At 64.3% G+C, this 23,932-nt stretch carries 22 protein-coding genes and 2 tRNA genes; 6 read left to right on the top strand and 18 right to left on the bottom strand.

Going from position 1 to position 23,932, the window contains the following annotated elements:
• Positions 1-2 precede the first annotated feature (2 nt).
• The 5 genes from CV_RS04595 to tpiA form a co-directional block, all read right to left on the bottom strand.
• Positions 3-479 carry a NuoB/complex I 20 kDa subunit family protein gene (locus CV_RS04595; RefSeq protein WP_011134497.1) on the bottom strand — a complete coding sequence of 159 codons (477 nt, stop codon included), beginning with the start codon at positions 477-479 and terminating at the stop codon, positions 3-5.
• Entirely contained in the window at positions 470-826 is a 357-nt protein-coding gene (locus CV_RS04590) for an NADH-quinone oxidoreductase subunit A (protein WP_011134496.1), read from the bottom strand. The genes CV_RS04595 and CV_RS04590 overlap by 10 nt, the downstream gene beginning before the upstream one ends.
• A 91-nt stretch (positions 827-917) precedes the next feature.
• Positions 918-1,002, bottom strand: a tRNA-Leu gene (locus tag CV_RS04585).
• A gap of 19 nt (positions 1,003-1,021) precedes the next feature.
• The gene (secG, locus tag CV_RS04580) at positions 1,022-1,378 is read right to left on the bottom strand and encodes a preprotein translocase subunit SecG (RefSeq protein ID WP_011134495.1); all 357 of its coding nucleotides are present in this window, start codon (positions 1,376-1,378) and stop codon (positions 1,022-1,024) included.
• Position 1,379: 1 nt separating this feature from the next.
• Positions 1,380-2,126: a triose-phosphate isomerase gene (gene tpiA, locus CV_RS04575; RefSeq protein WP_011134494.1), complete on the bottom strand. Its 747-nt coding sequence runs from the start codon at positions 2,124-2,126 to the stop codon at positions 1,380-1,382.
• Positions 2,127-2,296: 170 nt separating this feature from the next.
• Between tpiA and pstS the strand changes: the two genes are divergently transcribed.
• From pstS to CV_RS04550, 5 genes are all read left to right on the top strand, one after another.
• Positions 2,297-3,334 carry a phosphate ABC transporter substrate-binding protein PstS gene (gene pstS, locus CV_RS04570; RefSeq protein WP_011134493.1) on the top strand — a complete coding sequence of 346 codons (1,038 nt, stop codon included), beginning with the start codon at positions 2,297-2,299 and terminating at the stop codon, positions 3,332-3,334.
• 83 nt (positions 3,335-3,417) lie between these two features.
• Positions 3,418-4,380 carry a phosphate ABC transporter permease subunit PstC gene (pstC, locus tag CV_RS04565; RefSeq protein WP_011134492.1) on the top strand — a complete coding sequence of 321 codons (963 nt, stop codon included), beginning with the start codon at positions 3,418-3,420 and terminating at the stop codon, positions 4,378-4,380.
• A 34-nt stretch (positions 4,381-4,414) separates the two neighbouring features.
• The gene (gene pstA / locus CV_RS04560) at positions 4,415-5,305 is read left to right on the top strand and encodes a phosphate ABC transporter permease PstA (protein ID WP_076227590.1); all 891 of its coding nucleotides are present in this window, start codon (positions 4,415-4,417) and stop codon (positions 5,303-5,305) included.
• A 3-nt stretch (positions 5,306-5,308) separates the two neighbouring features.
• Positions 5,309-6,082 carry a phosphate ABC transporter ATP-binding protein PstB gene (gene pstB, locus CV_RS04555; RefSeq protein WP_011134490.1) on the top strand — a complete coding sequence of 258 codons (774 nt, stop codon included), beginning with the start codon at positions 5,309-5,311 and terminating at the stop codon, positions 6,080-6,082.
• A 246-nt stretch (positions 6,083-6,328) separates the two neighbouring features.
• Positions 6,329-7,783 (top strand): inorganic phosphate transporter, encoded by a 1,455-nt coding sequence (locus tag CV_RS04550; protein WP_011134489.1) that lies wholly within the window; start codon positions 6,329-6,331, stop codon positions 7,781-7,783.
• 196 nt (positions 7,784-7,979) lie between these two features.
• Here the strand turns inward: CV_RS04550 and recG are convergent, their stop codons facing one another.
• The 4 genes from recG to CV_RS04530 form a co-directional block, all read right to left on the bottom strand.
• Positions 7,980-10,028, bottom strand: a complete 2,049-nt coding sequence (gene recG / locus CV_RS04545) for an ATP-dependent DNA helicase RecG (protein WP_011134488.1) — start codon at positions 10,026-10,028, stop codon at positions 7,980-7,982.
• 83 nt (positions 10,029-10,111) lie between these two features.
• A complete protein-coding gene (locus tag CV_RS04540) occupies positions 10,112-10,543 on the bottom strand; it encodes a DUF2147 domain-containing protein (protein ID WP_011134487.1) in 432 nt (143 codons plus the stop codon).
• 99 nt (positions 10,544-10,642) lie between these two features.
• Positions 10,643-11,479 (bottom strand): PhzF family phenazine biosynthesis protein, encoded by an 837-nt coding sequence (locus CV_RS04535; protein ID WP_011134486.1) that lies wholly within the window; start codon positions 11,477-11,479, stop codon positions 10,643-10,645.
• Positions 11,479-11,943, bottom strand: coding sequence for a DUF4124 domain-containing protein (locus tag CV_RS04530; RefSeq protein ID WP_011134485.1), 465 nt, complete (start codon positions 11,941-11,943; stop codon positions 11,479-11,481). The genes CV_RS04535 and CV_RS04530 overlap by 1 nt, the downstream gene beginning before the upstream one ends.
• A 166-nt stretch (positions 11,944-12,109) precedes the next feature.
• Between CV_RS04530 and CV_RS04525 the strand changes: the two genes are divergently transcribed.
• Positions 12,110-13,867, top strand: a complete 1,758-nt coding sequence (locus tag CV_RS04525) for a carboxypeptidase-like regulatory domain-containing protein (protein WP_140411177.1) — start codon at positions 12,110-12,112, stop codon at positions 13,865-13,867.
• A gap of 62 nt (positions 13,868-13,929) precedes the next feature.
• On the opposite strand, the gene CV_RS04520 is transcribed toward CV_RS04525, so the two are convergent.
• From CV_RS04520 to CV_RS04480, 9 genes are all read right to left on the bottom strand, one after another.
• Positions 13,930-14,310, bottom strand: coding sequence for a RidA family protein (locus CV_RS04520; protein WP_011134483.1), 381 nt, complete (start codon positions 14,308-14,310; stop codon positions 13,930-13,932).
• A complete protein-coding gene (gene hemW, locus CV_RS04515) occupies positions 14,310-15,500 on the bottom strand; it encodes a radical SAM family heme chaperone HemW (RefSeq protein ID WP_011134482.1) in 1,191 nt (396 codons plus the stop codon). The genes CV_RS04520 and hemW overlap by 1 nt, the downstream gene beginning before the upstream one ends.
• Positions 15,497-16,090: an RdgB/HAM1 family non-canonical purine NTP pyrophosphatase gene (gene rdgB / locus CV_RS04510; protein WP_011134481.1), complete on the bottom strand. Its 594-nt coding sequence runs from the start codon at positions 16,088-16,090 to the stop codon at positions 15,497-15,499. The genes hemW and rdgB overlap by 4 nt, the downstream gene beginning before the upstream one ends.
• Positions 16,091-16,157: 67 nt before the next feature.
• The gene (locus tag CV_RS04505; RefSeq protein WP_011134480.1) at positions 16,158-17,231 is read right to left on the bottom strand and encodes an ABC transporter substrate-binding protein; all 1,074 of its coding nucleotides are present in this window, start codon (positions 17,229-17,231) and stop codon (positions 16,158-16,160) included.
• A 103-nt stretch (positions 17,232-17,334) separates the two neighbouring features.
• Positions 17,335-18,378 carry a tRNA dihydrouridine(20/20a) synthase DusA gene (gene dusA, locus CV_RS04500; protein WP_011134479.1) on the bottom strand — a complete coding sequence of 348 codons (1,044 nt, stop codon included), beginning with the start codon at positions 18,376-18,378 and terminating at the stop codon, positions 17,335-17,337.
• A 504-nt stretch (positions 18,379-18,882) separates the two neighbouring features.
• Positions 18,883-20,064, bottom strand: a complete 1,182-nt coding sequence (locus CV_RS04495) for a chromate transporter (RefSeq protein WP_011134477.1) — start codon at positions 20,062-20,064, stop codon at positions 18,883-18,885.
• Between the two features lie 12 nt (positions 20,065-20,076).
• Positions 20,077-21,054, bottom strand: a complete 978-nt coding sequence (locus CV_RS04490) for a chromate resistance protein ChrB domain-containing protein (RefSeq protein WP_011134476.1) — start codon at positions 21,052-21,054, stop codon at positions 20,077-20,079.
• A gap of 329 nt (positions 21,055-21,383) precedes the next feature.
• Positions 21,384-21,459 (bottom strand) — tRNA-Ala (locus CV_RS04485).
• A gap of 49 nt (positions 21,460-21,508) precedes the next feature.
• Positions 21,509-23,803 carry a PAS domain-containing sensor histidine kinase gene (locus CV_RS04480; RefSeq protein ID WP_011134475.1) on the bottom strand — a complete coding sequence of 765 codons (2,295 nt, stop codon included), beginning with the start codon at positions 23,801-23,803 and terminating at the stop codon, positions 21,509-21,511.
• Positions 23,804-23,932 lie beyond the last annotated feature (129 nt).

The following is a 23,932-nucleotide window of genomic DNA, read 5'->3' as shown; positions in this document are numbered from 1 at the left end:
CCTTAGCGGGCGATGGTGTTGGTACGTTTGATCTTGTTCTGCAGCTGGATGATGCCGTACAGCAGCGCCTCCGCGGTCGGCGGACAGCCCGGCACGTAGACATCGACCGGCACGATGCGGTCGCAACCACGAACAACGGAATAGGAATAATGGTAGTAGCCGCCGCCGTTGGCACAGGAACCCATCGAGATCACCCAGCGCGGCTCGGCCATCTGGTCGTAAACCTTGCGCAGGGCCGGAGCCATCTTGTTGCACAGCGTGCCGGCGACGATCATCAGGTCGGACTGGCGGGGGCTGGGGCGGAAAACGACGCCGAAGCGGTCGAGGTCATAGCGCGCCGCGCCGGCGTGCATCATCTCCACCGCGCAACAGGCCAGGCCAAAGGTCATCGGCCACAGCGAACCCGTGCGGGTATAGTTGATAAGCTTGTCGGCTGTCGTCGTGACGAAGCCTTTCTCTAGAATCCCTTCTACTCCCATTCCAGAGCTCCCTTCTTCCACATGTAGACGAAGCCGAGCGTCAGCACGGCCAGAAACTCGACCATCACGCCCAAACCATAGACGCCCAGATCCTTCAACACCACGGCCCACGGAAACAGGAAGGCGATTTCCAGGTCGAACAGGATGAAGAGAATGGCGATCAGGTAGTAGCGGACGTCAAACTTCATGCGGGCATCTTCGAAGGCCTCGAAGCCGCATTCGTATGGAGAAAGTTTTTCAGCGTCGGGACGATTCGGCGCCAGCAGTTTGCCCAAGACGATTGGGCCCACGCCGACCAGAAGTCCGACGATGACAAACATCAGAATGGGAAAGTAGTTTTGCAGCATTTCCCGTACACCCCCAAAAAAAGAGGGGTCGCCCCCTCTTGGCTCCAAATAAAACAGGCCACCGGAGTCCCGGTGGCCTGTTTTTGAATGGTGGTGCCGACAGTGAGACTCGAACTCACACAGCTTTCGCCACTACCCCCTCAAGATAGCGTGTCTACCAATTTCACCATGTCGGCACAGCAAAGCTTTACATTGTCACTCCGGAATCTTGGAAGCCGTTCCCGAAGCGTTTTTATTAGGCGCGCCTGCCGGGATTTGCGGCGCAACCTGTTCAATCTTACTGCCATTGCCCATCACGCCGAGATCGCTCTTTCCACCCCCGGAAAGAAACACCAGCGCCATGGAAGTCGAGAAGAACACCACGGCAACAACCGCAGTCGTTCTACTCAAGAAATTCGCAGAACCAGACGCCCCGAACAGACTGCCGGACGAGCCGCTACCAAAGGCCGCACCCATATCCGCACCCTTGCCATGCTGCATCAGAACAAGGACGATGATAGATGCTGCGGACAGCAGATTAACAATCCAAATAAGCGTCTTGAGAAGTTCCATACTATATCATTTTTCCTGCGGCTTGGCAAATCACTCTGAATGAATCGGCGTCCAGAGAGGCTCCTCCGACCAGTGCTCCGTCGACGTTTTCCGTCGCCAGAATCGCTTCGGCATTCTCTGCTTTGACACTGCCGCCGTAGAGGACGCGAATCTTAGCGGAGCCGCCAGCGTTTTGCAAGCACCAATTTTTGATGAATGCATGGATCTCCGCGATCTGCTCAAGCGACGCCACCTTGCCGGTGCCGATGGCCCATACCGGTTCGTAGGCGACGACGTATTCACCATCGGCGATATCGGACAGGATGGCAAGCTGTTCCCGCACCACGTTCAGATAATCGCCCGCCTCCCGTTGCGCCAGCGTCTCGCCGACGCACAGCACCGGAGTCACGCCGGCGGCGATGGCGTTGCGCATCTTGGCCAGCAGCGCCGCGTTGTCCTCGCGGAAATACTGGCGGCGCTCGGAGTGGCCGACCAGCGCGTAGCGGCAGCCGACGTCGGCCAGCATCGCGGCGCTCACCTCGCCGGTGAACGCGCCGTCGGCGGCGAAACGGCTGACGTCCTGGGAGGACAAGGCGATTTTGCCGCCCTTCAGCTGCTCGGCCAGCGCCGCCAGATAGACGGCGGGAGCGGCGATGCCGACGCCCTCGCGATTGGTCTGCCCGTCGGCCAGCAGGGCCGCCGCCAGCTGTCGGGCGCTGTCGCCGCGGGTGTTCATCTTCCAGTTGCCAATCACCAGTTTGCCGGACATGCGTCTCTCCCCTTCCATGTTTTGCTTGGCGCCGATTATAGCGCGCCGCCGCGCCGCGCTCCAACGGGGCTGGATCAAGCATTTACGACTTGTAATATTAATGAAAGATTTGCCCGATACGATGGCGACCATCACAACGCAGTCCCATCCTTTCGTTCGGGAGTTAAGCAATGAAACAGTCTGTTCGTCTGGCCGCCATCCTGGGTTCCACGCTGATCGCAGGCTCGGTCTACGCGGCTGACATCACCGGCGCCGGCGCGACCTTCCCCTACCCGCTGTACGCCAAGTGGGCGGCGACGTACAAGGGCAGCACCGGCAACAACATGAACTACCAGTCCATTGGCTCCGGCGGCGGCATCAAGCAGATCCAGTCCAAGACCGTGGATTTCGGCGCCTCCGACATGCCGCTGAAGCCGGAAGAGCTGGAAAAGGCCGGCCTGACCCAGTTCCCGACCGTGATGGGCGGCGTGGTGCCGGTGTACAACATCCCGGGCATCGCCGCCGGCCAGATCAAGTTCACCGGCCCGCTGCTGGCCGACATCTACATGGGCAAGGTTTCCAAATGGAACGACGCCGCCATCGCCAAGCTGAACCCGGGCGTCAAGCTGCCTGACCAGCGCATCTCGGTGGTGCGCCGCTCCGACGGCTCCGGCACCACCTTCATCTTCACCAATTACCTGTCCAAGGTTTCGCCGGAATGGGCGAAAGACGTCGGCTCCAACACCGCCGTCAGCTGGAAGGGCAGCTCGGTCGGCGGCAAGGGCAACGAAGGCGTGGCCAACTACGTGTCGCGCATCAAGGGCGCCATCGGCTACGTCGAATACGCCTACGCCAAGCAGAACAAGCTGGCCTACGGCCTGCTGCAGAACCAGGCCGGCGCTTTCGTGAAGCCGGATGAGGCCTCGTTCAAGGCCGCCGCGGCCAACGCCGACTGGAAAAAGGCCCCGGGCTTCTACCTGCTGCTGACCAACCAGCCGGGCAAGGCCAGCTGGCCGATCGCCGGCGCCACCTTCATCCTGATGCACAAGAAGCAGGACAAGCCGGCCCAAGCCGCCGAAGTGCTGAAATACTTCGACTGGGCTTACAAGAACGGCGACAAGACCGCGCAGGAGCTGGACTACATTCCGATGCCCGACAATGTGAAGGGCGTGATCCGCACCAGCTGGAAACAGATCACCGACGGCAGCGGCAAGGCTGTCTGGAACTGACCGGCGGCGCTTATACTGTCGCATCCGGGCCGGGGGGAGTTCGCTTCCTCCGGCCTTGTGTCTGAACCATCAAGAATCGGCGCATGCATAAACTGAGCAATGAGCAGCAGCTGGGGCGCCAGCAGCTGCTGGACAAAACCTTCCGCGTGACCACCCGCTGCTTCGCCTTCCTGGTGCTGGCGCTGCTGGTGGGCATCCTTCTTTCGCTGCTGGCCGGCGCCATGCCCGCGATCAAGGGCTTCGGCTGGAGCTTCCTGTTCAATACCGACTGGGATCCGGTGCAGGGCAAATTCGGCGCCGTGGTGCCCATCTTCGGCACCCTGGCCACCTCCTTCATCGCCCTGCTGATCGGCGTGCCGGTCAGCTTCGGCATCGCGCTGTTCCTGACCGAGCTGTGCCCAACCTGGCTGAAGCGCCCGCTGGGCATCGCCGTCGAGCTGTTGGCCGGCATCCCGTCCATCATCTACGGCATGTGGGGCCTGTTCGTGTTCGCGCCCTTCTTCGCCGACCACATCCAGCCGTGGATCATCGACCACCTGGGCGAGGCCCCGCTGATCGGCTTCCTGTTCCAGGGCGCGCCGATGGGCATCGGCCTGTTCACCGCCGGCCTGATCCTGGCCATCATGGTGATCCCCTTCATCGCCTCGGTGATGCGCGACGTGTTCGAAGTGGTGCCGACCATGCTGAAGGAGTCGGCCTACGGCCTCGGCTCCACCACCTGGGAGGTGGTGCGCCACGTGGTGCTGCCCTACACCAAGACCGGCGTGGTCGGCGGCATCATGCTGGGCCTGGGCCGCGCGCTGGGCGAGACCATGGCCGTCACCTTCGTGATCGGCAACTCCACCCGCTTTTCCACCAGCCTGTTCGAGCCGGGCAACTCGATCGCCTCCTCGCTGGCCAACGAGTTCGCAGAGGCCAACGGCGACCTGTACATGGGCTCGCTGATCGAGCTGGGCCTGATCCTGTTCTTCATCACCTTCGTGGTGCTGTCCTGCTCCAAGCTGCTGCTGCTCCGCCTGAAGAAACAGGAAGGCAAGCCTTCCTGACATGAAAGACGTCTCAACGATGAGCCAAGCGACAATGAACGACGCCTTGCGCACCGCCCCCGCCTCCGGCCTGAAGCAGGACAGCGCCGTCTACCGCCGGCGCCGGCTGACCAACCGCCTGACCATGGTCGCCTCCATCCTGACCATGGCCTTCGGCCTGTTCTGGCTGTTCTGGATCCTGATCACGCTGCTGCAGCATGGTCTGTCCGGCATCAACTGGCAGGTGTTCACCGAAAGCACGCCGCCGCCGGGATCCGCCGGCGGCCTGGCCAACGCCATCTACGGCAGCCTGGTGATGACCGGCTTCGGCACGCTGTTCGGCACGCCGATCGGCATCCTGGCCGGCATCTACCTGGCCGAGTTCGGCCAGCGCGGCTGGCTGGCGCCGGCCACCCGCTTCATCAACGACATCCTGCTGTCGGCGCCCTCCATCGTGATCGGCCTGTTCGTGTACGAGGTGTACGTGGTGTCGGTCGGACACTTTTCCGGCTGGGCCGGCTCCTTCGCGCTGGCCATCCTGGTGATCCCGGTGGTGGTGCGCACCACCGAGAACATGCTGCGCCTGGTGCCGGGCAGCCTGCGCGAAGCCGCCGCCGCGCTGGGCGCGCCGCAATGGAAGGTGACGTTGACCGTGACGCTGCGCGCGGCCAAGGCCGGCGTGCTCACCGGCATCCTGCTGGCCGTGGCGCGCATTTCCGGCGAAACCGCGCCGCTGCTGTTCACCGCGCTGAACAACCAGTTCTTCAACAGCAATATGAACCAGCCGATGGCCAACCTGCCCATCGTGATCTTCCAGTTCGCGATGAGCCCCTACGAGGACTGGCACCAGCTGGCCTGGGCCGGCTCGCTGCTGATCACCTTCAGCGTCCTCGCCCTGAACATCGTCGCCCGCTGGATGGGCGGCCGCAAGAATCAATCGAATTAAGGCATGACAACCATGACCAGCACCGCCTCCAAGCTCGAGGTCCGCGACCTGAACTTCTTCTACGGCAACTTCCACGCGCTGAAGGGCATTCAGCTGGAGATCGCGCCGCGCAAGGTGACCGCCTTCATCGGCCCGTCCGGCTGCGGCAAGTCGACGCTGCTGCGCACCTTCAACCGCATGTACGAGCTCTACCCCGGCCTGCGCGCCGAGGGCGAGATCATGCTGGACGGCCAGAACATCCTGGGGCGCGACATCGACGTCAACCTGCTGCGCGCCAAGGTGGGCATGGTGTTCCAGAAGCCGACGCCGTTCCCGATGTCGATCTACGACAACATCACTTTCGGCGTGAAGCTGTATGAGAAGCTGTCCAAGGGCGAGATGGAGGACCGCGTCGAGTGGGCGCTGCGCAAGGCCGCGCTGTGGGACGAGGTGAAGGACAAGCTCAAGCAGTCGGGCAACTCGCTGTCCGGCGGCCAGCAGCAACGGCTGTGCATCGCGCGCGCGGTGGCCTCCAAACCGGAAGTGCTGCTCTTGGACGAGCCGACCTCGGCGCTGGACCCGATCTCCACCGCCCACATCGAAGAGCTGATCCACGAACTGAAAGAGGATTACACCATCGCCATCGTCACCCATAACATGCAGCAGGCGGCGCGGGTGTCCGACTACACCGCCTACATGTATCTGGGCGAGCTGGTGGAGTTCGGCAACACCGACACCATCTTCACCACCCCGCAGAAGAAGGCGACCGAGGACTACATCACCGGCAAATTCGGCTGACCCCCGCCGTGGAATCCGGCTGGCGCCCCCGCGCCGCCAGCCGTTTTTCATGCCCTCCGGCTAAGCAATAATGATGACGCCATTTTGTAAAATCATGGACTTAGCCGTCTTGCAACCCTGGGCTGTCAAGAAGATTTTGCCGTTTTCGCAGGCAAAACCACACGCTTTGTTTTTTTTTTATAAAGACTTGACGGCCATGGCGCGGAACACAACAATCCCGCCTTTACTGATAAACGCTGACTCGCCATGCTGGACCTGTTTTCCGGGCTCGATACCCATGTAGCCATCACGCTGATGCTTTCGCTGGGCTTCGTGCTCGCATTTGAGTTCATCAACGGTTTTCACGACACCGCCAACGCCGTCGCCACCGTCATCTACACCCAGTCGATGAAGCCGCGCCTCGCCGTGTTCTATTCCGGCGTCTGCAACTTCCTCGGCGTGATGAGCGGCGGCTTGGCCGTCGCCTACGCCATCGTCCACCTGCTGCCGGTGGATCTGTTGATCTCGGTGAACACCAGCCGCGGCATGGCCATGGTATTCGCGCTGCTCGCCGCCGCCATCCTGTGGAACCTGGGCACCTGGTATCTGGGCCTGCCCGCCTCGTCCAGCCACACGCTGATCGGCGCCATCCTGGGCGTCGGCGTGGCCAACAGCTTCATCAACCACACCTCGCTGTCCCACGGCATCAACTGGGGCAAGGCAATCGACGTCGGCGCCTCGCTGTTGGTGTCGCCGATCGCCGGCGCGGTGATGGCCGGCCTGATCGTCATCCTGCTGCGGCGCTTCCGCCCGCGCAGCAACGTCCACAAGACGCCGTACCAGCGCCAGCAAGTCGAAGGCCGCAAGCATCCGCCGTTCTGGACCCGCTTCATGCTGATCGTGTCGGCGATGGGCGTCAGCTTCGCCCACGGCTCCAACGACGGCCAGAAGGGCGTCGGCCTGGTGATGCTGGTGCTGATCGGCATCGTGCCGGCCAAGTTCGTGCTGAACCTGGACAGCACGCCGTACCAGCTGGAGCGCACCCGCGACGCGGCGCAGCACCTGCAGCAGTTCTACCAGCGCCATGAGGCCGACCTGTCCAAGATCATCGTCAAGTCGAACAGCACCAGCCAGTACGAGTGCCACCCGCAGCAGACCGTGGCCACCGCCGACCAGCTGCTGAAACTGATGGGCGACGGCAACGATTACCACACCCTCAGCGCCTCGCAGCGCTGGGACGTGCGCACCCAGCTCCTGTGCCTGGACGACGCCGCCAAGAAGGCCGCCGACCTGCCCAAGCTGTCGTCCGACGACAAGCAGCTGCTGAGCAATCTGCGCAAGGACCTGACCACCACCACCGAATACGCGCCCACCTGGGTGATCGTCGCCGTGGCCTTGGCGCTGGGCATCGGCACCATGATAGGCTGGCGCCGCGTGGTGAAGACCGTGGGCGAAGGCATAGGCAAGAAGGACATGACCTACGCCCAGGGCGTGGCCGCGCAGACCACCGCCGCCGTCTCCATCGGCCTGGCCAGCTGGTTCGGCTTCCCGGTGTCCACCACCCATGTGCTGTCCAGCGGCGTGGCCGGCACCATGATCGCCGACAAGGCCGGCCTGCAGATGAGCACCGTGCGCTCCATCGCGCTGGCCTGGCTGTTCACGCTGCCGGCCTCGATGGCCCTGGCCGCCGGCCTGTACTACCTGGCGGCGCAGTGGTTCTGACCCAAACCGCGCCCAAACGCAAAAGCCGCTCGATGAGCGGCTTTTTTCTTGCTTGATCCAGGTCAACGGAGCGGCTGTCCGCGCTTGAACGAAAAATTCACTGTTTGCTAATATACGCCTGCTTCATTAATGGTTTCTTTTGTTTGCAGCAATCCTCCCTCGCCGCCGCGATTTCCCCCAATCGCGGCGGATTTTTTTATGCCTTGAGGAATTGCTCGCGCCCGGCCAGCCAGCGCTCCAGATGCGCCTCGGCCTCTCTCGGCCAACGTTCCAGCAGCACCGGCGCCAAATCGCGCGCGGCCTCCAGCAGCGCCTGGTCCTGCTCCAGGTCGGCGAAGCGCAGCATGGGCAGGCCGCTCTGCCGCGCGCCCAGGAATTCGCCCGGGCCGCGGATCTGCAGATCCTGGCGCGCGATCTCGAAACCATCGGTATTCTCGTAGATCACCTTCAGCCGGGCCTTGGCCAGATCGGACAAGGGGTTCTCGAACAACAGCACGCACACGCTCCTGGCGCTGCCCCGCCCCACCCGCCCGCGCAGCTGGTGCAGCTGGGCCAGGCCCATGCGCTCGGCGTGCTCGATCACCATCAGGCTGGCGTTGGGCACGTCGACGCCGACCTCGATCACCGTCGTCGCCACCAGCACGTCCAGCTGGCCCGCTCCGAACGCCGCCATCGCCTCGGCCTTCTCCGCCGCCTTCATCCGGCCGTGCACCAGGCCGATGCGGCGGCCCGGCAAATCCTGCTGCAGCTGCTGGTGGCAATCCACCGCCGTCTGCAGCTGCAGCGCCTCGGACTCCTCGATCAGCGGGCACACCCAGTAGGCCTGGTTGCCCTCGGCGCAGGTCTTCTCGACGAACTGCACCACCTCGGCGCGGCGCGGGCTGCCGATCAGCTTGGTGACGATGGGCGTGCGGCCCGGCGGCAGCTCGTCTATCGCCGATACGTCGAGATCGGCGTAGAAGCTCATCGCCAGCGTGCGCGGAATCGGCGTGGCCGACATCATCAGTTGGTGCGGCTCCTCGCCCTTGTCCTGCAGCGCCAGCCGCTGGCCGACGCCGAAGCGGTGCTGCTCGTCGACGATGGCCAACCCCAGCTTCTGGAAGGCGACGTCGTCCTGGAACAGGGCATGAGTGCCCACTGCCAGCCGGCACTGGCCGGAGGCGATCTCGTCCAGCGCCTGCTGCTTCGCCTTCTTCCGCAGGCTGCCGGACAGCCAGGACACGCCCAGCCCCAACGGCGCCAGCCAGCCGGACAGCTTCAGGTAATGCTGCTCGGCCAGGATTTCGGTCGGCGCCATCAGCGCCACCTGGTAGCCGGCCTCGATCGCCGACAGCGCGGCCAGGGCGGCGACGATGGTCTTGCCGCTGCCGACATCGCCCTGCAGCAGCCGGTGCATCGGATGCGGCTGGCGCAGGTCGGCGCGGATTTCGTCCAGCACCCTGCGCTGGGCGCCGGTCAGCTGGAACGGCAGGCTGGCCAGCAGTTTTCCGCTCAGGCTGCCGTCGCCGGCGATGCGCGGCGCGTGGCCCAGCCGGCGCGCGCGGTAGGCGAGGCGCATCGACAGCTGCTGCGCCAGCAACTCGTCGAATTTCAGCCGCTGCCAGGCCGGCAGCCGCGGATCGGCCAGTTGCTGGGCCGACCATTCCGGCGGCGGCTGGTGCAGCAGGCGGATGGCGTCGGCGAACGGCTGCAGCGCCAGCGGCGCCATCAGCGGCGCCGGCAGCAACTCGTCCAGCCGCTGCGATTTCAGCTCGGCATGCACCAGCTTGCGCAGCACCGGCTGGGTCAGGCCGTTGACCGTCGGGTACACCGGCGTCAGGCTGTCGGCCAGCGGCGCGCCCTCGCGCACCTCGCGGGTCTTGGGATGGACCATCTCGTCGCCGGCGAAGCCGCGGCGGATTTCGCCCAGCGCGCGGATGCGGCTGCCCTCGGCGAACTGCTTGAGCTGGCTGGGGTAGAAATGGATGAAGCGCAGCATCAGCGTGCCGCTGCCGTCCTCGATCTGCACCCTGAGCTGCTTGCGCGGCTTGTAGCTGACCTCGTGCGCGGTGACGGTGCCCTCCACCAGCGCCGGCTGGCCGTAAGGCGCGTCGGCGATCGGATAGATGTGGGTTTCGTCCTCGTAGCGCAGCGGCAGGTGCAGCACCAGGTCGAAGCGGCGGCGTATGCCCAGCTTTTCCAGCTTTTTGACCAGCGCGGCCGGCGCCGCCGGCGGCTGGTTGGCGAGATCGATCGGCGAATTCATGAGTAGCGATTGTACCCAACAATGCGAAAGGCGGAAGCGGCTCGCGCCGGCTTCCGCCTCGTCATTCGGTCAGAACTGCCGGCTTACTGCTGGCGCTCCCACACCTGGGTGCGGAAGAAGGGACCGATGTAGCCGCGCACGCGCAGCTTTTTGCCGTCGTCCATCAGCTTGGCGCCGGAGGTGTAGATCTTGCCGGACTTCGGATCCAGGATCTGGCCATCCGACCATTCCTCTCCGTTCTTCTTCAGGCCCCACAGGATCTGCATGCCGTTCACCGGCTTGCCCTTGTTGGCGCCGTCGCATTTGTCGCACACCGCGTCGGGATGCAGGTAGAGCTTGATCACCTTGCCGGTCAGCTCGCCGTTGGCGCCCTCGTTGATCTGCACCAGGGCCTTGGCCTGCTTGGTTTCGTCGTCTATGGTCTTCCACAGGCCAGCGGCGCTGCCTGCCAGCGCCAGCTGGCTGAGCAGGCCCAGCGCAGTCGCGAGGCAGGCGGCTTTGGCGATTCGGATCATGATGTTTTTTTCCTCGTCTCGTTTGTTATGAAACAGCGGTTTGGAGTAGCGGCTCTAGGATGCCAATAGCCGGCAGGCCAGTCAAGCCGGCTAACGGAATCAGCAGCGGAACACGCCTTCGCCCATGAACTGGGCCCGTCCGCCCACGCGGACCGCGCCGGCCGCGTCCACGTCCAGGTAAAGCGCGTTGGGCCGGTTGATGGCCTCGCCCTGCTCCACCCGCCACGACAGCGGCGCCAGGCCGTTCAGCGCGCACCAGCCGCCAAGATTGGCGCAGGCGCTGCCGGTGCCGGGATCCTCGATCACAGCGCCCAGCTGCTCGAAGAACAGCCGGACCGTGGCGACGCCATCGTCCTGATGCCAGACATAGGCGATGCTGCGTCCAGGCCGCAGCGTCGCATGCCGGACGAACAGCGCCGGATCGGGCTGGGCGCGCAGCACCGCCTCGCGGCTGGAGAGGCCGATCAGCAGCTGCGCGCTGCCGGCATCCACCCATTGCGGCGCATGCAGCACATCCTGCGCGGACAGCCCCAGCATCGCCGCGGCCTCGTCGATCCCGCAGCCCGGCCTGGCGGTCGCAGGCAATGCTTGCAGCCGGAACACGCCGTCCCGATGCGTGATCGGAATCAGGCCGGAGCGGGTGCGCAGCGTGAAATCGTCGCCCAGCTCGCCGCGCGCGTGCAGCGCGGCGGCGCTGCCCAGCGTGGGGTGGCCGGCAAACGGCAATTCGTAGCTCGGCGTGAAGATGCGCAGGCTGGCCGCGCATTCGGCGTCGCCGGGAAACAGGAACACGGTCTCCGATAGGTTGAACTGCCGCGCGATCAATTGCATTTCCTCGCCGGACAGGCCCGAGGCATCGGTGAACACCGCCAGCGGGTTGCCGCCGAAACGCTGCTCGGCGAACACGTTGACGATCTGGAAGCGGTAAGCGCCCATCAATCCTCCTTATATAGATGGCATGCCCGATCCTGCATCTGATCCTCCACCTTGGCAAGCCGCGACTTCGCGCGTTCGGCCTCCCGCAGCGGCTGGCCGCGGCGCAGGTTCGCGTCCAGCGCCGCGCGCTTGGCGTCCAGCCGGCGGCAGTGCTCGCGCTCGGCCAGCCATTTCCTGCGCTGGACGCTCCGCTCGCGCTGTTCCATCCTGGCATCCGCCTGACGATTCTTGTCGCGCTTGTCGGACCACTGCCGCAATTGCTCGCGGTAGCGCTGCGCCGCCTGGCCCGCATCATTCTGTTCGATCACGCTGAACGGATGCGTGGCCATCTCCACCGGCCGGCTGCCGGTTGGGCATGGCTGCTGGCCATAGACCACGCCGCCGTCGGCGTTCCGGCACTTGAATACTTCGGCCAGGCACAGGTCCGCGCCCAACAGCAAGCCGAGCAGGAAAAGCTTTTTCATCTCGCGGCCTCAGAGTCTCGGTCTCTGAACCATGCCCCACTTCCCTCCGCCTCGCCACTGCCCGGCCGGACAAAAATGACAAACACGAAATGTCAATGTACTATCACGTCCTAATTTTTCTTCCCCGCTCTGCAAAACCAGAATCATTCGAATGATGAATACCGTGATGAAACAACCCATTCTCGCCTTGGCCTGCGCGCTCGCGCTGACGGCCTGCGAAAGCAGCGACGACCACGCGGCGTCCGGCGCCAGCGGCCAGACGCTCGGCCAAATCAGTGGCACCGCGGCTTCCGGCGCCCCCTTGGACAATGGCACGATCACGATCAAAGACGCACAGGGCCGCGCGATTACAGTGCAGACCGATGCGCAAGGACGCTACAGCGCGGACTTGAGCCAGTTCGCCTCGCCTGCGCTGCTGGAAGCCACGGGCCTGATCGGCGGCATGCCGGTATCGCTCCACTCCGTCGCCACGCAAGCCGGAACCGTCAATATCACCCCGCTGACCGATGCCATCCTGTCGATGAGCAGCGGCGCCGAGGCAAGCGAGTGCTTCCTCAACGCCGCGGCTTGCACGGCAAAGTTCGACATTGCCAAACTGGAGCAGAGCCAGGCCAGTCTGAAAGCCGCGCTGGCCCCCCTGATGCAGGCGGTCGGCCTGGATAGCCGCACCGATCTGCTGCGGACCGCCTTTGCCGCCGACAAGACCGGGCAGGATAAATTGCTGGAAATGGTGGACGTCTCCGCCGACGGCCAAGCGGGAAGCATCCGTTTGCAAAGCAAGCGCGCCCAAACGGCAATTAAGGTGAGCCGCGATCAAAAGCCAACCCCCTTACCGGCCGACGATCTACCCGACCTGAGCCGGCTGGATGAGCTGGCCGCACAGCTGAACGCCGCGTATCTCAGCGCGGACGGCCTGGACAAGCGCCTGGCGACATTGCTCAACGACGATTTCCAGTTTGACGGCGACAATGCGGCGCAATACCTCGCGCGGGAAATGGATGACGCCGGATACGGGGAAACCTATGTCGGCGGACGTTTCTCGCCGCCGAAAGTGGAAACCTGCTACAGCGCCGCGCTTTGCCAGATTTCGATGACGGTCCGCGTGCCGGGCATGGCGCCCGGGTCTTTCCGCATGAAGGCCCGCTTGCAGAAAGAAGGCTGGAAGCTGGCGGGAAATGACAGCCCGGTCTCCTTGGAAATCGGACCTGGGGCCCGCCAGATCATCAGCGCCGCCGACAAGAGCAACGTCAAGGTCAGCCTGCTGACTCTGGCGCTCAGCCAGTATGCCCGGCACGACAACCCGGTCTACCCCCAGTCAGACCGCCCCGCGCCGCAAGTGATCGCCCGCAGCGCCCAGCTGCTGGCGGACGGCAAAGCCATCCTGACCCTGAAGGAAAATGCGGAGTGCGAACAGCTGGAGCCGCAGGAGCTGGCATCGGCGAACCCTGACTATCATTGTCCGGTGAATTATCTGACGCCCGACGGCTTCGCGGCCGTCTACAACGATGCCTTGAGTCGGAACGTTCTGAAATTGCGCTTTTACGCCGATGATCACTTCGCCCAGCCGGTCGGCAAGGACGTCATTCCGCGCGCGCCGCTGTTCACCGCCAATCAGATCAGCCAACAAGCCTTTCCCACCCTGACCAGCGACACGCTGCAGACGCTGACCAAGGCCAACGGCGCCAGCGATCTGAAATTGGCCTGGCAAGTGCCGCCGCAACTCTGGTTCAACAGCCTGTCGCTGGACATGCGTCAACAAGGCCAGCCACAGCGCTTCGAAGACAGCGCGGGCGCATTAGCCAATCCGCTAGCGCTCAACGCTCACAAGAGCCCCACGCTGACCGCGCCCGACTTCCTGCGCGTCACGGTCTGGAGCCTGGATAGGCAAGGCCGGGGCCTCTACACCCGCTATCAACTGCGTTGAAACCGTTGTCCAGCAAAAAGCCCCGGCAAGCCGGGGCTTTCTTCATCGCGGACGCGGCGCGCTTACAGCACCAGCACCGCTTCGGCTTCCACCAGCACGCCCTTGGGCAGGCTGGCCACGCCGACGGCGGCGCGGGCCGGGAACGGCTGGCTGAAGTACTGGCCCATGATTTCGTTGAAGGTGGCGAAGTTGGACAGGTCGGTCAGGTAGGCATTGAGTTTGACGATCTGGTCCAGGCTGCCGCCGGCGGCTTCGCACACGGCCTTCATGTTCTTGAACACCTGGTGGGTTTCGGCGGCGAAACCGCCTTCCACCACGGTCATGGTGGCCGGATCCAGCGGGATCTGGCCGGACAGGTAGACGGTGTTGCCAGCCTTGACGGCTTGCGAGTAGGCGCCGATGGCGGCCGGAGCCTTGTCGGTGTGGATAATTTCCTTAGCCATTATTCATCTCCTTCTTTGAGGAACAGGGTGAGCAAATCGTTGAGGAAACGCTGGCCTTTCAGCGTCGGGCGCAGGATGGCGCCGTCGGTATCCAGCAGGCCTTGCGCCTGGGCTGCGTCCAGCTGGCGGCGGATCAGCGCCAGCGGCAGCCCGGTGCGCTCCTGGAACAGGCGGCTCTCGAAGCCGCTGGTCAGGCGCAGCAGGTTCATCATGAATTCGAACGGCAGGTCGGCGCGGGCGACCTTCTGGCTGCTTTGCAGCGGCGCGCCGGCCGCCACCGCCTTCAGATAGGCCGCCGGCTGCTTGTGCCGCATCTGGCGCACAATGCCGGCGTGGCTGCTGATCTTGCCGTGCGCGCCGGCGCCGATGCCGACGTAGTCGCCGAACTGCCAGTAGTTGAGATTGTGGCGGCTGTGGCGGCCGGGTTTGGCGAAGGCCGAGGTTTCGTAGTGATCGAAACCGGCGGCCTCCAGACAGGACTCTATCGCCTCCTGCATGTCGGCCGACACCTCGTCGTCCGGCAGGTTTTGCGGCGTCTGCGCCGCGAACAGCGTATTCGGCTCGATGGTCAGGTGGTAGGCCGACAGATGGGTGATGCCATAGGACAGCGCGGTGTTCAGGTCGGACAGCGCCTCATCCAGGGTCTGGCCCGGCAGCGCGTACATCAGATCCAGATTGACGTTGTCGAAGTGGGTCAGCGCGATCTCCACCGCGCGCTTGGCCTCGTCGCCGTCATGGATGCGGCCCAGCGCCTTCAGGTGCTTGGGATTAAAGCTCTGGATGCCGATCGACAGCCGGTTGATGCCGGCCTCGCGATAGCCGCGGAAGCGCTCGATCTCGAAGGTGCCGGGATTGGCCTCCATCGTGATCTCGGCGTCCGGATGCAGCTTCATCCGCGCCCGCACCCCGGCAAGCAGCGCGTCCATCGCCTGCGGGCTGAACAGGCTGGGCGTGCCGCCGCCCATGAAGATGCTGGTCAGCGGCCGGCCCCATACTTCCGGCAAGCTGTATTCCAGATCGCGCAGCAGCGCGTCGACATAGGCCATCTCGTCGAAGCCGTTCTTCGGCTCGTGCGAATTGAAATCGCAGTACGGGCACTTGCGGATGCACCACGGGAAGTGGACATACAGCGCCAAGGGCGGCAGCTCGCGCAGGCCGCCGGTCAACGCCGACAGGTCGACCACGCTCATGCCAGCGCCTTGAGCTTGGCCATCAGCGCGGCCAGCGCCTGGCCGCGGTGGCTGACGCGGTTCTTTTCGGCGGCGTCCAGTTCGGCCACCGATACGCCGTAGCCCGGCAGATGGAAATGCGGGTCGTAGCCGAAGCCGCCTTCGCCCGCGGCCTCGTCGCGCACCTCGCCCAGCCAGATGCCGTCGGCCACCAGCGGTTGCGGGTCGTCGGCGTGGCGCACCAGCACCAGCACGCAGTAGTACCAGGCGCGGCGGTTGGCCTCGCCCTGCAGCTTTTCCACCAGCAGCGCGTTGTTGCGCGCGTCGGACTTGGGTTCGCCGGCGAAGCGCGCGGAGAACACGCCCGGCGCGCCGCCCAGCGCCTCGACGCAGATGCCGGAATCGTCGGCCAGCGCCGGCAGGCCGGTCAGCCGGCTGGCATGGCGCGCTTTCTCCAGCGCGTTTTCCAGGAAGGTGTGATGCGGCTCCGGACATTCCGGCACGTCGAAGTCGCGCTGCGGGCGCACGGTGACGCCGAGCTCGGCGAACAACGCGCCGAATTCCTTCAGCTTGCCGGCGTTGTTGCTGGCGAGGACCAGTTGATCGAACATCTTTTCGCTCTTTCTATCTTGTCGGTGCGGCCGGACCGGAACGATGGCGTCCGGCCAGGCCGCCAGCTTAGCGGCTGACCTTCACTTCCGTCCACATCCGCGCCAGCGCGCGGCGCTCTTTCGGCGTCAGCTCGCGCAATACCGTCCATTTCTTCGCCTGCTCCGGCGTCGGATGGATCACCGGGCTGGCTTTCAGGTCGGCGCGGAAATATTGGCTGGCGGTGGCCACCGGATTGGTCGCGCCGTTGAGGTTGGTCAGCTGGGCGGCGTTCTGTCCGTCCAGCATGAAGTTGATGAACTGGTGGGCCAGGTCCGGCCGTTTGGCGCTGGCGGTGATCGCCATGGTATCGACGCCCAGCTCGTTGCCTTCGCGCTGCGGCACGTTGCCGATATGGAATGGCCTCTTGGTCAGGCGCGCGTCCTCGCTGGCCTGGAAGAATTCGGTGGAATAGCCGAGCGCCACCCAGATGTTGCCGACCGCCAGCTGCTTCAGGTAACTGGCGTTGGAAAAGGCCGCCCAGTAAGGCTTGGCGCGCTTGATCACATCGCGCGCGGCGCGCATGTCGGCGTCCGAGGCCTGGTTCGGGTCCTTGCCCAGGTAGAACAGCGCGGCGGCGAACACCTCGCGCGAGCTGTCCAGCACCGTCACCTTGCCCTTGATCTTCTGCAGCACGTTCGGATCGAAAATCACCGACCAACTGGAGGGATCCACGCCCAGCTGCTTAAGCTTCTCGACGTTGTAGCCGACGGAGGTGAGCGAAAGCACGGTGGGGATGGTGTAGCGGTTGGCCGGATCGTAGCCTTGCGACAGATAGGCCGGCGCCACGTTCTTCAGATTGGGGATCTGGCGGTGATCCAACGGTTGCAAAAGCTTCTGCTTGGTCATGGCCTGCACGACGAAGCTGGATGGAAACACCATGTCGTAGCCCTTGGCTCCGGCGGCCAGCTTGGCCAGCATTTCCTCGTTGTCGCCGTAATAGTCCTGCACCACCCTGCAACCGCAGCGCTTCTCGAACTGCCTGATGGTGTTGTCGGACAGCGAGCCGCTCCAGTTGTAGATGTGCAGCACGTCATTGGGACCGGCCCAGGCCAGGCCGGAAGACAGCGACAGGGCGAGCATCAGCTTTTGCAACTTTTTCAATTGGGATTCACCTCCAGACGGTCATGCCGGGCATGACAACCATGACAAAAGGCGGCCGCAGCCGCCTGGCGAAGACAGCCGCCCGTCGGCGGCCATCGGATAATCAGGCGCGGCGGCCGGCCAGCGTCGCCTCGTAAGCCTGGCGGAGCAGGCCGGCGTCGGCGCCGTCCAAGAGCTTGGCGTCGGACAGCATCCGGCGCCAGTTGCGCGCGCCGGGCAGGCCCTGGAACAGGCCAAGGATGTGGCGGGCGATGTGGCGGACATTGCTGCCGTCGCCCAATCGCGCCGTGACGTAAGGCATCATCGCCTCCACTACCGCCACGCGTTCCGGGCGAGCGGTTTCGTCGCCATAGAACAGCGCGTCCCAGTCCGCCATCAGCCAGGGATTGTGATAAGCCTCGCGGCCGACCATCACGCCGTCCACGTGCTTCAGGTGCTCGGCGATCTCGGCGTTGGTCTTCACGCCGCCGTTGATCAGGATCTCCAGATCCGGCCGCTCCCGCTTCAGCCGGTAGACGTAATCGTACTTCAGCGGCGGAATTTCGCGGTTTTCCTTCGGGCTCAGGCCCTTCAGGATGGCGTTGCGCGCGTGGACGATGAAGGTTCGGCAGCCGGCCTCGGCCACGGTGTCCACGAATTCGCGCAGGTAATCGTAATGCTCGATCTGGTCGATGCCGATGCGGTGCTTGACCGTCACATCGATATCCACCGCGTCGCGCATCGCCTTCACGCAATCGGACACCAGTTGCGGCTCCGCCATCAAACAGGCGCCGAAAGCGCCCTTCTGCACTCTTTCCGACGGGCAACCGACATTAAGGTTCACCTCGTCATAGCCCCATTGCTGGGCCAGCTTGGCGCAGGTGGCCAGTTCGGCCGGCTCCGACCCGCCCAGTTGCAGCGCGACCGGATGCTCGGCCTCGTCGAAGCGCAGATGGCGGGCGACGTCGCCATTCAGCAGCGCGCCGGTGGTCACCATCTCGGTGTACAGCCAAGTGTGGCGCGTGATCTGGCGGGCGAAGTAGCGGTAATGGCGGTCGGTCCAGTCCAGCATCGGCGCGACGGACAGGCGGCGCGGCGGCAATCTCACTGAATTTCCTTGATCGGCGCGGCTTTCCGCACCATTAAATGCAATCTTCTTACTATTCATTCCGTACGATTTTCGCCCGTTTGCATCGCTATGGCGCGACAACGGAAGCCTCTCGCCAGAGACATCGCAGCGGTCGCAAGCGTCTCGCAACCCTAAATGGCCACCAGCTCGGCAACGATCTCTAAGCAGTTGAAAAAACGGAGAATTATCCTACCCCCTGCGAGTATGGGTCAAGCGCCCGGCGTGATAATTTTCAGGGAGGCCCCACGCCCCTCAGCAGACCGGCCGGGAACGGGAAGGCAAGTGACTCAAGGACGACGGCGTGATCCAAAGACTCACGATGACGCGGCAACCCGGCAAGCGCATCGCCGCTCCCAGATCGGACGGTCCGGTCGATGCCGGTCCCGAGGCCGGGTCAAGGACCTCGGGGCTGACGATGATGGTTGCCCCACTGCCGCAATCCCGGCGGCCGGGTTCCCACGCCGCGCCGCGCCATGTGGCGCGAGGTTGCGTGGCAGCAGGCGTTGCGATCATACGCTAAACGCCTGACTCCTCAGATTGATGTCAGCGATGCAGCAACGGGTATAACAATAGGCCGATTAAAGCGGCACCGACGACGATCATCGGCTCTTGCAGCTTCTTGAAGCGCCACAGCAACAGAATGGTGCCAAGCGCCAGCAGCACGGTCGGCGCATCGACCAGCGAGCGTTTGGCGATCACGATGACCGAACCGGTGATCGCCCCCACTGCCGCCGCAGTGATGCCGTTCACGAACGCCGCCACCCCCGGCAACTTGCCGTACTTCTTGAAGTACGGTGCGGGCAGCACGGTGAACAGGTAGCACGGCAGAAAGGTGCCCAGCGCCGCTACGCAGGCGCCGGGAAAGCCGGCTACCAGGTAACCGATGAAACCCACCGTAATGACCACCGGTCCCGGAGTGATCATGGCGACGGCCACGGCATCGACGAATTGCTTGTCGTTGAGCCAGTGGTGCTCGGTTACCACGCCACCGTAGAGGAACGGGACGATGGCCAGGCCTGAGCCGAACACAAAGGCCCCGGCCTTGGCGAAGAAAATACCAATCTGGCCCAACAACGACTGATCCAGTCCGACCAGTAAGCCGCTGACGCTCGGCAACTGGGTAACGGCAATAGCATTCAGGCGGCCTTTACCCAGCCATTTGGGCGGCGCGCGCCAGAACCAGCTCAGCACCCCGGCGGCCACGAACAGCCAGGCGATTTCCGACTCTGTGATCACCGTGACCGAGAGCAAGGCCAGAAAGATTGCCCACAGCAGCTTGTCCTTGCCAACGCTCTTGGTGGTCAGCTTGTAGGCGCTGATGGCAATGATGCCGATCACAGCGGCACCCACCCCGTAGAACACGGCATGCATCCATTCCAGACCGCCAAACCGTTGGTAGGCCCAGCCCAGCAGAACCACCATAAAAAACGAGGGCAGCACGAAGGCCAGCCCGGCTAGGGTGGCGCCCAGGGTGCGGTAATGCACATAGCCGAGGTAGATGGCCGTTTGCGCGGCCATCGGCCCCGGCGCCAGCTGGGCCAGTGCAATCCCTTCCTTGTAGTCGGCTTCGGCGATCCAACCATGACGCTCGACCAGGTCCCGGTGCATGTAGCCGACCAAAGCGACCGGGCCGCCGAAACCGAAGGTGCCAAGACGCAGGAAGTACAGTACCAGTTGCCACAAGGTGTAGGCAGGATGCGTACCGATGGGGGCAGCATTGCTCAAGGCGATCTCCTTCTACAGAGTGGGTGCCCGCGAACCTTGCGGTCTGGCCGCTTCCTGGAAATGGGCGTAGAGCGAGTCCAGGACGTTGCTGATGTCGGCCAGCAGCAGGTCATCGTCCGCTATCCGGCTGCGTGAGCCGCCCAGTACGGCTTCAAAGCCGGTCCCTTCGGGCACCACGCTGCCGCCGACGTCAAGCGCATGCACCAGCTCACCGAGCCGGGACAAGGCCGGGTCGTGCTCAAGGCCGAAACTCGCGAGCAACACCTCGAACGTCACCCGTTCCCCGATATGGGTGAATGCGGCCCCGTCGAAATCGAAGCCCAGCGCCTCGGCCGGACAGGCATGCACATCGGTCAGCCAAGCAAAGCGCGCGGCGGGGTCGATGAAGCGACGGATCAGCCAGGCAGAGGCGACCCGATCCACCCATGGCCGCGCCCGAGTGGCCCACAAGCGTTGCTGGTAGTCGGCCAGCTCGAGACGGGGGATGTCTCCGCCCACCGCCAACGGCTCATCCGGCGAGTAGTGGCGGGTCAGCCACTTCTCCGCGTCGTTGCATTGCCGACGGGCCGACTTCAGCGACTCACCGGCAAAAAAGTCGATGGCGGCGATAGCTTCCAACTCCTTGCGCAGCTGACGCAGACTGCGCCTGGCATCGCTCTCCGCTCCCGGCGGCTGTGCCAGCAGCGCCGCCAGCGCCTCGCCCCATTGCTGGTAGGCCTCGCTGCGGTCGAACAGCGCCCGCCATCCCGCCTGGGTTGCGGGGTCGTCTTCCACCACCTGCAGCACATGCGCCATGCCATCAGCGGCCAACAGCTCATCGCGCCAGTTCGCCAGCATCTGACGCAGTTCTGGCCTGGCCGGCAACAGGTAGACGCCGTCACGCAGCGCGGCAGCGCCGATCGCTTTCATCTGCCGCCATAGCCGCACACGCAAGGTGCCGTTCCGCCCAGCTACAGTGGCAACCAGCACAAGCCAGTTGATCGGATTCATTGCATCTCCTTTGCAATGAACATTACACCATTTTCAATACAATATTTATTACATTTTTCGCAAAAATAATTACATAAGATTATAGCCAAGCAGAATGCCAGCTGGCCAAAATCGACGATTTGTACCCATAAGCTGGCCAAAAGCAGGAACGACGTTTCAAACGTAAAAAGCCTTGCTGAGCAAAGCTTTCAAGGGATGGGTATGGAGAAAAACGGAATGAATGTGGGACGTTGGAGTGGCTAGAAACACTAAACGGGAAGTATAAGCTGGCCGTTTCGGCCAACTTATGCTTCCCGTCACACACAAGGCAGAACCTGCCTGAAGAATTCTGGTGGACCGAAGGAGGATCGAACTCCCGACCTCTGCATTGCGAACGCAGCGCTCTCCCAGCTGAGCTATCGGCCCATGGCGCAGCATGTTAACACAGCGGCATTTTGCTTGACCAGCCCCTGAATTACCTCTCCTCCGTTCCGGCCAGCGGCAGGCTGAACCAGAACACGCAGCCGCCTTCCGGGCTGCTGACCGCGCCGAACTCGCCGCGGTGGAATTCCACGATGGAACGGCAGATGTTGAGGCCGATGCCCATGCCCTCCGGCTTGGTGGAGTAGAACGGGGTGAACAGATTGTCCTGCATGCCTGCGGCCAGCCCGGGGCCGTTGTCCACCACCTCCACCCGCCATTGGCCGTTCTCGACGCAGGTATGCAGCTCCACGCCGGGGCGCGGCGTGCCCGCCTCAACCAGCGCCTCGATCGCGTTCTTCATCAGGTTGAGCAATACCTGCTCGATCAACACCGGGTCCATGTCCACCCGGCAGGCGCGGCGGTCGGCCGCTAGCTGCAGGCTGACGCCGTTCTTGGCGGCCAGCGGCTCGGCCAGGCCCAGCGCGCGCTGCACCGAGCGCGCCGGCTCCACCCGCTCCAGCTGCGGCTCGTGCTTCTTGACGAAGGCGCGGATGCTGCTGACGATCTGCGCCGCGCGCCGCGACTGCTCGGCGATGGCGTGGATGGCGTCGCGCACGCCCGCCGGCAGCGCCAGCTCTTCCGGCAGCCGGCGGCTGACGCCGGCTGCGTAAGTATGGATAGCGGTCAACGGCTGGTTCAGCTCGTGCGCCAGCGTGGATGCCATCTCGCCCATCGCGATCAGCCGCGCGGTGTTCTGGAAGCGCTCCTGCTGCGCCTGCTCGCGCTCCTCGCGCCGGCGCTCGGCGGTGACGTCGCTGAGAATGGCCAGCCAGGCCGCTTCGCCGCTCACCCACTCGATGCGGCGGCGGCGGATCAGCAGGCAACGCTCCCCGGTGGCGATGAATTCCTGGCCGTAGTCGTCGCCGCTCTGGTCGGCCCGCAGGCCGGGCAGCAGCACGCAGCACGGCGCGTCAGCGTCGCCCACCTGCGATAGTTCGGCAAAGCCGGGGTTGGCGTACAGCAGCTGGCCGCTGCCCTCGTCCACCACGCATACCCCGGCGGCCAGGCCGTTGAGCACGGTGAGGAAACGGCGGTGGGCGGTATCCAGCGCCTTGCGCTGGCGCTGGCGCTCGGTGATGTCGAACAGCGACGCGATCCAGCCGCGCTGGCGGCCATCCTCCTCCACCAGCGGGGTGGCGAACAGCCGCACCACCAGCGTGTCGCCGCGCTTGCGCATCAAGGTCAGCTCGAAGCCCTGTTCCGGCTGGCGATTGTCGCGCACTGCGTCCATCGCGTCGGCCAGCACGCCATGCTGGTCCGCCGGCCAGAACGGATGCGGCGGGTGGCTGCCCACCAGCTCTTCCGGCGCGAAGCCCAGCATGTCGCAGAAGGCGCGGTTGACGCGGACGATCTCGCCTTCCAGCCCGATGGCCACCAGGCCGCTTTTCATCGAATCCTCTATCGCCTGCCTGAGCGACACCTCCTTGGCCAGCCGCTGCTCGGCCAGCAGCCGCTCGCGCATGTGGCGGCGGATGCGCCACACCGCGTACAGCAGGGTCAGCAGCAGCAGCGCGATCACCACCGTCAGCACCGGCAGGGTCAGGCCCAGGCCGCTGCGGTAGCTGACCGCGCGCAGGTAGAGACCGTAGCCGGGCGGGTCGAAGCCGGTCTGGTGCGAGATGGTGCCCGGCTGCTCGGCGGCGTCGAATTTCTGCGCCAGCGTCTTGCCGCCCAGATCGACGATGCTGATGTAGTTCTTGGAGGCGATCCACCACGGCACCTGGTGGTAAAGCAGCGCGTCAAGCTGGTAGGACAGCCTCAAACCGCCCAGCAGCTGCCCATCGTGGACGATGGGTATCGCCAGGTCGAAACGGTACTTGCCGTCCTGTCCCTGGTAGGGCGCGCCGTAGCTGGGCCGCGACAGGCGGCCGGCGCGCCACTGCGCATCGTATTCCGACGGCCCCAGCTGCCGCTCGTCGCGCCTCAGCCCGTGCGGATCCCACTCCACCCGGCGGTCGGCGCCGATGCGCTCCAGCGTCACCAGCTCCGGGTTCTCCCGCAGATAGAACGCCGCCAGCTGGGCGAAGCGCCGGCTGTCCACCTTGCCGGCGGCGATGTCGCGCGCCAGCGTGTCGCCCCATTCCTGGTGGGCTTCCAAATGCATGCGCAGCGACTGTTCCAGCCACAGCACCTCCTGGATCAGATTGTCCTGCTGCTCGTCGCGCCAGTCGCGGTACACCAGGTAGCTGAGGCTGCACAGCGCCAGCAGCAGCGCGACCAGGGCCAGGCTGGCGCCCAGCCACAGGCGGTGGGGAATGCGTCGAATGCGGGAATGAGAGGGCGGCATGGCTGAAACCGGACAATGGCACGTCTGCGATGATACCTCGCCCAAAGAACAGCGGGGACCATGCCCATGTTCTGGAATTCCCTAATGGCCAAACAGGCCTAGAGCTTCTACTTTACCGACAACAATAAC

Origin of the sequence: Chromobacterium violaceum ATCC 12472, assembly GCF_000007705.1 — a bacterium.
GTDB classification, from domain to species: domain Bacteria; phylum Pseudomonadota; class Gammaproteobacteria; order Burkholderiales; family Chromobacteriaceae; genus Chromobacterium; species Chromobacterium violaceum.
This window is presented reverse-complemented; position numbering and strand designations above follow the sequence as displayed.